The sequence below is a fragment of the Okeania sp. SIO2C2 genome, assembly GCF_010692625.1.
Taxonomy (GTDB): Bacteria; Cyanobacteriota; Cyanobacteriia; order Cyanobacteriales; family Microcoleaceae; genus Okeania; species Okeania hirsuta.
In genome coordinates, this window is the sequence record NZ_JAAHGM010000024.1 from 87,880 (window position 1) to 98,188 (window position 10,309).

Here is a 10,309-nt window from a genome sequence, read left to right on the forward strand (position 1 = left end):
AAATTTAACCAGGAAGTTGAGTATTTTGATTTCTTCGTCTATCTAAAGATTTTTTGAGAGCATTCAGAAACGTTGAATAACCTCTCTTTCGATCTCTACTAATATTATCTTGATGAAGACGATAATATAAGGTAGTCTCTTCAAGCATCGCTATTTTGATGCCAGCTTCTTTATTTCTCATAAACCAATCTACATCTTCGCTTTGTTGTAAATTGGGGTCAAAATACCCTTGTTTTCTAAATAAAGATTTCTTATATATACCTGCTCCTAAATTGACATTAATAGTTGCTTCACCAAATTCTTCAAATATTTTTTTTCCTTGTTGATTTTCTTTCACTACCATACATTGCACCCTACCCATAGCTGCTTCTAAATCAGGCTCTTGAGTCAAATAATTTAAGAGTATTTCTAGATGATTATCTCCCCATATATCATCACTATCCAGAAAAGCAATATACTCTCCTTGTGCTATTTTAATACCTGCATTTCTAGCTGCTGCTGGTCCAGTATTTTCTTGATAGATATAGTTAATTTTATCGCTAAACCCCTTAGCAATACTTGCTGTTTTGTCCGTTGATCCATCATCAATAACTATAATTTCTAGAGGTTCATAGTTTTGCTTACTAATGCTTTGCAGTGCTTCTTCTAAATATTCTTCTGCATTATAAGCAGGGACAATAACACTAATTAAAGGATTATTAAACGACATTTTTTAATGAGATGATTAAATCAAAGATTACTTGAGGAATTGATTCAATTTCAGTTCCCAGATTGAGATAATAACAAGGTAATTTTTCAGCAGTTTTAGTCATAATTTTACAAGCTTCTTGTCCTGTTCCTGGTAATTGTTTAACTGTACTAGGAACAAGAGATGATATTGCAGTAATCACCGAAGTTTTTGTTAAAGTTGTCTCTTGTTTTCCTGTAATTCTAGGAATTAAAATTGCTTTGAGAGGAAAATGTTTGATAATCTTGTATGGGAAATGTTCATTCAGAAAATAAAGAGCTTTTTCTTCTCCTAATTTTTCATAATTGCTAATGATTGGCTTCAAAAAAGGTAAGCGATCTACATCATCAGGCTTTTTCTTCCCTGTAGCATAAATACTAAAAGCTGTAGGCTTAGGTTCAGAAGTTATTAAACTATAATCATCACTCAGATACAATAACTCAGAATCAAGACAAGATAACGCTGTAGTAGACTTTCCCGAACCACCTTTTCCTACTAATAAAACACCACCGCTAGGAACTCCTACAGCACCTGCATGAACCATCTGAATACCTCTTTTTCCTAACCAAAGATGGAGAATTGTTCGCAGAGGCGATCCGGTTTCCCAATAGGGTACTAATTCAGAATTATTAACCCAATAAATTCCTAAATTACGTTCATAATCTAATAAGCTTAAAGCATTAGCACCCCATTGAAAAGATGTGTGAATCCGATCGCTATTTAATCCCCAAACTTCTCCTCGTTTTTGTAGATGCTGTCCTTGCCAGGGAGGAGGTGGCATAATAGTATTAGTAGAGGTGCTATCCCAAATACAAATTGTTAAGTCAGGATTAGCGATCGCTTGTATTTCTAAGTGTGCTAATGCAGTAGTTAAACGAGAGATTAAAGCCTCTCCTGCAAAACATAAACGAACTGTTAACCCAGAAATTTCATAAAAACAAGTGATTTCACCTCCAATATTAGTTTCTGCTTTTTGGTATAAATCGTAAACTTCATTAAAAAAATCCAGAGGCTCTTTCTGGGGTAACAATTCACTAGGAATATCTGTTTTTTTAGTCAGTTTTTGCATATTTTTATGCATAGTCAATCACTTATTTTTTATCTTAAATCAGGGTATCTACTTTAGCATTCGGCCAACCCATTTCATCAACTTCATGGATTGGATCTAGAGCTAATAGTTCTTCCATATCTGTGTATTTAGATAGAACCGGAGGTTCAAAAGGGAGTTTTTGTTGATTATTATCTGTTGCGGTTTTTACTTCCTGTCTATTTTCATTTGTCAATTCATTTCTGGGAGCTACAATAATAATTTCTTCTTCTTGTAGTTGGGCAATTAGAGAGTTAACTGCTGTTTCTATTGTTTCGCGATCGCCTTCATATCGTTCTGTTATTTCTGCGATTATTTCTGTTGTTGAATTGCCTTTTTCTATTGCTGACCAAATGTCTGCGCTCGTATTCAGTAAACTATAATAGTCTCCTTTCTCTAGGTTGACGATTACTACTTCGCCTTCGATTGTTTCTTGAACTACTGTGGGACTATTTATTTGAAATCTTTCTGTGTTTTTCATTTTAATTTTTTAATCACCAAATCAAGTAGAATAGAGTCAAAAAATACCTTGTATAGATAAATAAATACACCACTTATAGTTTGATATATAATGTACAAACTTTACTTTTTTTGACTTAATTATTTGTGTTTTTTTTAAGTATAGCATTTTCATCAACATTGTCAATAGTTAATTACCGATATATTTGAATAATAATAATAAAACCCACATTCTCAAATACATAATTTCACATAGAAAATTACAGATAATCTATCCGTATAATTAAGTAGGATTAAATACCGGAGTTTTCAGGATGGGATTAGGGGGTATGGAGTGAATATATTTCTACCTTATAAGGGTCGAGGTAGTAATTCAAAAATTTTTACGCGGGCGGAGTATTCTAAATAGTCTCTATAAAACAAAAAAATTAATTACATGACTAGATAGATAATTTGCTCTATTTTTCACTTCCTATAGTTAATTAAGCAATTATCTTCACTCACTTTTTTCCCCTTATATCTTTACTTCCTATTTCCTACTTTCTTTATTGTTAAGCATTATAAAGGGACACAATATTAAATTTTGATGAAGCGGATTTCACATTAGAGAAGATTTAAAAAAAATAAATATTTTGCAAACACCTTCTCAGACGAATATGTGAAATTTTTTCTAGAGAAAATATATTTTTAGCGTTGGATGTATGACTCAGGAGGATTAAATTGATTTAATTAAAATCATCCTGATTCCTATGTAGAGATTGAGAATAAACGGGTATAGACGATTATCAATCTTTAAAGTTATGAACAAACAACTCGTTTCAATTCTTTTGGTTAACTTTGCATTAGCAGGAATCGCCTTTATCCCAGAAGTAACAAGTAATTTAACTAATCTAGAACTAGATAAGTTACAATCAGACCACAATATTCAATCAGAGCTTATTGCTCAGAGAGAGCCACTTAAACCAGGTGACCGTCGTACAGATACAAAAAGCGAAGAGAAATAGAAATACAGCATCGTCAAGAATTAATAAGTCATAAAAATTATTTGAATAACTTACAGCGTTTTTCATATTGATGACCTCACGTCAAAATCACGCACCCAGTAGAGACGTTCTATGGAATGTCTCTGCTGTGTATTGTCTACCGAAATGAAAACCGCTGTAAAGAAGCAAAAAGAAGGTAAAAATAATTGAGAAATTGAGACAGAATAAAAGTTACTGTTAAAGTCTCCGGACTAAACCTTAGAAATAATGAATAATTACTAATTGCTGTTAACGTAGTTCCTCCTCCGGAGACTAGCTGACTGCTAAGAGCTGTTAGCTCCGCATTCCGCAGGAAATGCTTATATCAAATCCGGTAGTATCGGTATAATTCACGCCCCCTACGGGGGGTTTGGTCTCCAAACCCTCTACAAAATAGGAATTTTCGCTCCTTTTTGATGGTAGAACCTTATATCATGTCCACTGGTATCGTTTGTGTAAACCCAAAGGTGAATATCTACAGGAAATTTAAGTTTTTTTCTTACTCTTAGGTATTCCTGGCTGTTTTCCCTGTTCCCTGTTCCCTACCCTTGCTATACAATACCGATGCTACCGGACATTATATAAGTCTATCCATTCTGCATTTTAAATTCTGCATTCTAAATTCTAATAAATACCCTAACTATTTGTAGCAAAGATTTATCAAATTAGAACTTAGTATTAGAAACGCTCACCAATACCGAAGTGGAAACGAGTATCACCTTCATCATTAATAGCGTAATCAATTCTAATTGGACCGAGAGGAGATTGTACCCGAATACCAGCACCATAACCTATACCATCTCCTGGTTTCTCCCGCACGCCTCCAGGGTTACCAATAACAGAACTTTGACTATCAAATACTGTTGCAGCATCAATAAATAAAGCGCCTCCAAGAAATCCAAATACAGGAAAGCGATACTCAACAGTTCCCAACAAGAATGTACGACCTGCTCCTACAGAACCTTCATCATATCCACGAACTGTATTAGTACCACCTAGAGGAAAAGCTTCATAAGGAGGTAAATCTCCAATTATATGACCACCTTGTATGTTAAAGGCCAAAGCTTCAGGTCCATCAATGAAGTTAGTAAAGTCTACTGGAATATAGAAACTATAATTAGCTCGTAAACGATTCAACGCGATCTCTGATGAACCTATAGGAATAGACTGTTCTGTACCAAATCTTAGTAAACTACCAGAAGTAGGTTGTCGGGGATTATTGCGTCGATCGTTGACAATACCAAATTGAATAGTCAGTAGATCGTCTTCCCCAGAATCATCAACAGTCAATTTATTACCTAATTCATCTCTAGGTTCAGTATCACCATCACTATCCTGAATTTCTACTCGTTCATATTTTATTCCCAAAGAAGCTGTCCATTCCGGTTCAACAAATGGATTAGGAATAAACGGACGGGTAAAACTAACTCCACCTCCTGTACGAATGACTCGTGGGTTGTCACCATTAGGCAGATCGACATCGCGCTGATCGTTTTCGTCGTCAGAATCAAAAATTACCGATATTGCTCGTCGTCTGAACGCATTAACTGTGTAGGAAAGGCGGTGGTCATCTCCACCTATCCAGGGATCGGTAAAGCTAATATCCGCTAGTAATAATCGCTCACCTACTTGAAACTCGCCACCTAATTTTTGATTATTACCACCAATATTTTGTTGTTGATAACTGACTGTACCAAATAATCCACTCGCAGAACTAACTCCACCACCAAATGCGAGAGAACCTGTACTTTTCTCTACAATATTCACAATAACATTTGCTTTGTTAGGATCGTCTGTTGCTGGTTCTAAACCCAACCTAACATCTTCAAAAATGCCTAAACCAAACACTCTCCTAATATCTTTTTCTGCTGTTTCTCGTTGGAAGATATCTCCTGGTTGAAGTTGAATTTCTCTGGTGATGATATATTCACGAGTACGACCTTCAATTAAATTACCTTCTTCGTCAGTTGTTTCTCCGTCTGCATTCACAAAGCGTACTTGAATATCTTTAATTTCTCCTTCTGCAACTTCTAGAATAACTGAACCGTCGTCATTGACTTGAGGGGCACCGATAACTTGTCCGAGAACGTAACCGTTATCTTGATACCACTGGTTGACTTGTTCTACACCCCCTTCAAAAATTTTCAGGTTTAGAGTTTCACCATATTGCTCACTGAATATTCTGTCTACTTCACTTTCAGGCAATACTTGAGAACCTTCTATTGTTACAGAGGTCAATACAGGGTTGGGTTCAACTTCAAAAGTTACTCGTACACCCAGGGGAGTATCTTCTGGTAATGCTTTCACGTTTCGGAAGAAACCAGTGGCAAATATGGCGTTAATGTCTCTCTGTAGTTGAGAGCGAGTTGTGGTACGTCCAGCTTGAGTAGTAATGACTTGGTACACTTGGTCTTCTAGTTCTCCGTCTACTCCACTAACTACGACTTCAGCGACTAGCACTAAGGGTTCTGCTTCTCCTGTAGAGGGTTCTGTTGGTTGTGATTGAGAAAGAGTAAATTCTTCTGATTCTATTGCGGAGGGTGGGGTGTTGCTATCTGGTTCTTCGGGGACTTCTTCTTCTGGGGATGGCATTTGGGCCAATTTGTCTGATGGGTCTAATGTTAATTTCTGTTGATTTTGAGTAATTTCACTATCAGATAAATTTATTTTTTGAGAAATTTCAGCAGCAAACTGTTTATTTGTGACTGGTTCTAATTTAGTTTCTACAGCTTTTGCCAACTCAATATTTTGAGGATTTTCCCTTTGATTTTCTACAATTTCTGAAGTAGGAATATTCGCAGCAAACTGTTTATTTGTGACTGGTTCTAATTTAGTTTCTACAGCTTTTGCCAACTCAATATTTTGAGGATTTTCCCTTTGATTTTCTACAATTTCTGAAGTAGGAATCTTCGCAGCAAACTGTTTATTGATGGTTGGTTCTAATTTAGTTTCTACAGCTTTTGCCAACTCAATATTTTGAGGATTTTCCCTTTGATTTTCTACAATTTCTGAAGTAGGAATCTTCGCAGCAAACTGTTTATTGATGGTTGGTTCTAATTTAGTTTCTACAGCTTTTGCCAACTCAATATTTTGAGGATTTTCCCTTTGATTTTCTACAATTTCTGAAGTAGGAATCTTCGCAGCAAACTGTTTATTGATGGTTGGTTCTAATTTAGTTTCTACTGTTTTATTAATTAGAGCTAGTTGAGGAATATGTTGATTTTCAAGATTTTCTAAAGCAAAAGCGAAAAATTCAGCAAATTCCTTATTAAAAGCAGAACTGTATTTACTATTTAAACTTTTACCAATAATTACAGGTTTTGTAATTTCTCTAACCTTAATTAAATCATAAAAATCAAGTTTGACTGCTTCTTTAGACCAAGATATATGGGAGAAATTATTATTGATACTACCAAATAATTTTTGTGAAGGGAAATTATATCCTAACTCTAAAAAAGATTTAGTAGAAGAAAATTTGTTAAATTGTTTTCTTGAATTAATAGATATAGCAATAAAATTACTATCTATATCAGTATTACTTTTCGATATTTGAGCATTAGCAGATTTTGAGATTCCAAAAGTTGTTGAAGCAGCAAAAATTACCACTAAGAACGGAGACAAGCGCATATAATTCTATCCCCTACAATCCACACACCAGTTAAATTTTCCATACAAACTGTAAAATTGTACACCATTGCCAGGGTTCTCAACCTGTCTGAGCCAAAATCCTTTCTAAGACTTGTTGATATGCCGTTTCTACATTACCAAGATCGTGACGGAAGCGGTCTTTGTCCATTACTCTCAAGTTTGAGTCAGTTTGAGATTGGTCCCAAAGTCGGCAGCTATCTGGACTTATTTCATCCGCAAGAATCAGATTATTTTGCCGATCTAGGCCAAATTCGAGTTTGAAGTCCACCAGAGTAATTTGACATTGGTTAAAGAAATTTTTGAGAATATCATTAATTTTTAGGGCAAAAGTCCGTATTTGCTCTAATTGTTCTGGGGTAGCTAGTTCCATTATTAAGAGGCGATCGCGTGTCAAAAGTGGGTCTTGGAGACTATCATTTTTATAGCAATATTCTACTAGAGGAAATTTCAACACTGTTCCTTCTGCTAATCCAGTTTGTTTGCAAAGACTACCTGCAGCAATATTTCTCACAATAACTTCTATCAGCAAAATTTTAACCTTTCGGACTCTCATTTTATCTGCTGCAGGACAGTCAATAAAATGAGTAGGTATGCCATTAGCTTCGAGTAGTTTAAATATGTGACTAGAAATAGTACAATTTATTTTACCTTTCCCTGTTATTGTGCCTCTTTTTTGAGCATTAAATGCTGTGGCATCATCTTTAAAATAAGTAAGTAATATTTCTGAGTCGTTAGTGGTATATAGAATTTTCGCTTTACCTTCGTAAAGCTTTTGATTAGATGACATAAAATTTATTGAATAGGAAGTAAAAATAGAGTGATGAGCGGTCGTTACTAATTACTCTTTTATGTGCTTATCACAGTATAAGCTTAATGTCAATATCTTAAATAAAATATTGTGAAGATTAGTATAGACAAATAACAAGATTAGATTAAACAAAATTAATACTCAATGTCTTGTCTGAGGGTCTCTTTTCTGAGAAAATAATATAAAGACCGGAATTTATGCAATCAGATCGAGGAATGAAACAGATGATGAATTGGACAAAATCTGTAGCAATGAGTACTTTATTATCTATTGCTGCTATTGGTAGTATGAGTCTTACTTCTATAGCAGTAGGAGCGCCTCAGAACACTAAAAGTGTAGAGCAGTCTATCACTACAATTCCCACTGAAGGTGAAGAGCAACTTGCTCATAGTTATGGTCATGGTAGTAAGCATTATGGTAGTTGTCGTCGAGTGGCAACTCGTCATCGCAACTTGCGAATTAGGACATATCCTTGGGGTAGAATTATAGGAGGTTTACATCCTGGCGCTCGTGTCCGTGTTATTGGTTACCGTCATGGTTGGGCAAGAATTTCATATCCTTATTATGGCTATGTATATGGTCGTTATTTGAGACATTGTTAACTAGCTATCAGTATTTTCCGTACCGGAATGCTCCGCAAACAGCACTCAGCTTTCAGCACACTCAAAGCTTGGGTTGAAATGCATGAGTAGATTCCTAAGAACAATCTACAGGCAAGTAATGCAGCTAAAGTAGAAATAAATGTTGCTAGGAATGATCGCGGATGACTAAGAGTTACCGCGGTCTTACTTCCGATAGCGACTTTGAAATTTATGTATCAGGACTTATGCTATTGCATATTGTCAAATTATCAAAAAATGTAATACAATCTCCGGTTGAGTACTCAAAAATAACTAATAATACGGAACAGATAATACGAAGATAGAGAAGGTTTTTTGTAACTAATTAATGCAGACATGATATAAAGTGAGATGTAGTTACAGACCATAAAAATCAGTTTTTTTCGCCGAAACTGTCAAGGCAATGCAAATATAGAATCAAGAATCAAAAATCAAGAACGACAACGCAAACAACTAACAAAGCAAAAGGGGTCAAAATGAGCGATTCAATCATTGATTTACTAGACCAACTACCGAGTAATAATCTAACGGTCAAAACACTCAAAGCTCTAGATTTCGTAGTACCTGGCGAGTGGGAAAATGTAGTAGGTTTTGATAAAACTATTGAAGTAATTACAGGTGAGACAGATGCAGATAGAATTATGGATATCCGCAATAAAGCCATTGAGCTATACAATGATGCGGATAATGGATATCAGGGAGCTATATGGTATTACAACCTAGTTGATAATGTAGACGGCGCTCTTGCTGCAGCAGCTATGGCCGAAATAGTCAGTGAAAAAATCCCCTTTTTAAGCTTTTTAGGAGGCTTAACTCCCAAAGCTGACACAACTCAATCTGTTGACCTGTGCCTAAAAATTGTAGCAGAGTTGATAGCTTATAGTAAACTCAATGGTCTGCCAATTCTTAATCCAGGAGAATTTGTCACAAACCTGACTGAGGAGTATAGTGGTCCATCTCTGATGCGAATGGCTGCCTTAGTTTGTCTTGATGGTTTGATACCTTTGGGTCCAGACTTCCTGCAAAAAGTACAAGATACCCTTGATGGAGAAGGTGAAAGTGCTTTTGCAGATAATGCAGTTTTTGGAGCAATTAGCGATACCATTCCTGGAGATGACAAATTTGGCTTTATTAGTGAGACCTTCGGAGTAGCTCAAGGGTGGATGGATAACTTGGTTGGGTCAGTTGGTTTAACCCCAGAAAGTATTTTTGACAAAATTGGTGGCTTTATCGACTTTTCCGATGACGCTTTAGATGTTGTAGCTGCATTTCTAGATCAAACCACAAATTACTTTCAACATACAGGTACTCAATCTGTAGCTAGAAAGTTGATACAGCGTGCAGCAGAAGAAGCATAATTAACGAAGTCAGAAGTCAGAAGTCAGAAGTTATTTTTGTAATGGGAATTTGAGCAAGCCTCCAAAAACACTTTGCCAATCAAGGCGGGGTTGCGCAACCCAATTATTTTGATAATTATCATTTCTATGAATCTGTGTTAGCGTAGCTTTGCGCCAGCACTCGCAAGAATCTCCCGTTATAATCGCCAGATTTAACGGTGAGAGTGTCAAACAAACTCTATTTGATGTAGCGCTACCGTGATAATATAAAGTCTTAGCCTTTTCAAGCTAAAATGCCACTCCTAAATATTTTAGCTGAATCGCCGAGAAGCCTCACGCCAAATCAAAAATTATGGCGTGAGGCTTCTCGGCGGCAAATTGAATGGGCATCGAACCTATTCAATTGGCCAACATCCCAGCAGAAGCTTTCGCCCTGGTTGAAAAACTTGTATGATTATCTTGCTATCACCCCGGAAATTTTCCACCATGCGCACTGCCTACCAATATAAATTAAGGCCCAATAAAGAACAGTTAGCCACAATAAAAATGTGGTTAGAATTGTTGCGTCGGCAGTACAACTATAGGTTAGGAGAGCGGTTTT

Annotated in this window: 9 protein-coding genes; 4 read left to right on the forward strand and 5 right to left on the reverse strand. The window is 35.9% G+C overall.

The annotated features are described in order from the left end of the window. Positions 1–4: 4 nt before the first annotated feature. Genes F6K18_RS19845 through F6K18_RS19855 form a run of 3 tightly spaced genes read right to left on the reverse strand, consistent with a single transcriptional unit; the run spans position 5 to position 2,295 of the window. Positions 5–709: a glycosyltransferase family A protein gene (locus F6K18_RS19845; protein ID WP_287523208.1), complete on the reverse strand. Its 705-nt coding sequence runs from the start codon at positions 707–709 to the stop codon at positions 5–7. Further along, entirely contained in the window at positions 699–1,808 is a 1,110-nt protein-coding gene (locus F6K18_RS19850; protein ID WP_287523210.1) for a serine kinase, read from the reverse strand. Before F6K18_RS19850 ends, F6K18_RS19845 begins: the two co-directional genes overlap by 11 nt. Before the next feature lie 22 nt (positions 1,809–1,830). Further along, on the reverse strand, positions 1,831–2,295 hold the full coding sequence (locus tag F6K18_RS19855; protein WP_287523212.1) for a PqqD family protein: 465 nt from the start codon (positions 2,293–2,295) through the stop codon (positions 1,831–1,833). Between the two features lie 778 nt (positions 2,296–3,073). Here F6K18_RS19855 and F6K18_RS19860 point away from each other — a divergent pair. After that, positions 3,074–3,277, forward strand: coding sequence for a hypothetical protein (locus F6K18_RS19860; protein ID WP_287523215.1), 204 nt, complete (start codon positions 3,074–3,076; stop codon positions 3,275–3,277). Positions 3,278–3,973: 696 nt separating this feature from the next. Here F6K18_RS19860 and F6K18_RS19865 read toward each other — a convergent pair. Then, positions 3,974–6,922, reverse strand: a complete 2,949-nt coding sequence (locus tag F6K18_RS19865; protein ID WP_287523217.1) for a BamA/TamA family outer membrane protein — start codon at positions 6,920–6,922, stop codon at positions 3,974–3,976. A gap of 79 nt (positions 6,923–7,001) precedes the next feature. Then, positions 7,002–7,730: a phosphoribosylaminoimidazolesuccinocarboxamide synthase gene (purC, locus tag F6K18_RS19870; protein ID WP_287523220.1), complete on the reverse strand. Its 729-nt coding sequence runs from the start codon at positions 7,728–7,730 to the stop codon at positions 7,002–7,004. Positions 7,731–7,975: 245 nt separating this feature from the next. On the opposite strand from purC, the gene F6K18_RS19875 reads away from it, so the two are divergent. The 3 genes from F6K18_RS19875 to F6K18_RS19885 all read left to right on the forward strand — a co-directional run. Next, positions 7,976–8,353: an SH3 domain-containing protein gene (locus tag F6K18_RS19875; protein WP_287288271.1), complete on the forward strand. Its 378-nt coding sequence runs from the start codon at positions 7,976–7,978 to the stop codon at positions 8,351–8,353. A gap of 494 nt (positions 8,354–8,847) precedes the next feature. Further along, entirely contained in the window at positions 8,848–9,729 is an 882-nt protein-coding gene (locus F6K18_RS19880) for a hypothetical protein (protein WP_287523222.1), read from the forward strand. Positions 9,730–10,194: 465 nt separating this feature from the next. Continuing rightward, a partial coding sequence (locus F6K18_RS19885; RefSeq protein WP_287523231.1) for a helix-turn-helix domain-containing protein occupies positions 10,195–10,309 on the forward strand: 115 nt, incomplete at its 3' end.

What these genes read in the sequence shown, in the direction of transcription:
- F6K18_RS19845 (WP_287523208.1), bottom strand. Translation starts at nt 709, where the DNA reads ATGTCGTTTAATAATCCTTTAATTAGTGTTATTGTCCCTGCTTATAAT.
- F6K18_RS19850 (WP_287523210.1), bottom strand. Translation starts at nt 1,808, where the DNA reads ATGCATAAAAATATGCAAAAACTGACTAAAAAAACAGATATTCCTAGT.
- F6K18_RS19855 (WP_287523212.1), bottom strand. Translation starts at nt 2,295, where the DNA reads ATGAAAAACACAGAAAGATTTCAAATAAATAGTCCCACAGTAGTTCAA.
- F6K18_RS19860 (WP_287523215.1), top strand. Translation starts at nt 3,074, where the DNA reads ATGAACAAACAACTCGTTTCAATTCTTTTGGTTAACTTTGCATTAGCA.
- F6K18_RS19865 (WP_287523217.1), bottom strand. Translation starts at nt 6,922, where the DNA reads ATGCGCTTGTCTCCGTTCTTAGTGGTAATTTTTGCTGCTTCAACAACT.
- purC (WP_287523220.1), bottom strand. Translation starts at nt 7,730, where the DNA reads ATGTCATCTAATCAAAAGCTTTACGAAGGTAAAGCGAAAATTCTATAT.
- F6K18_RS19875 (WP_287288271.1), top strand. Translation starts at nt 7,976, where the DNA reads ATGATGAATTGGACAAAATCTGTAGCAATGAGTACTTTATTATCTATT.
- F6K18_RS19880 (WP_287523222.1), top strand. Translation starts at nt 8,848, where the DNA reads ATGAGCGATTCAATCATTGATTTACTAGACCAACTACCGAGTAATAAT.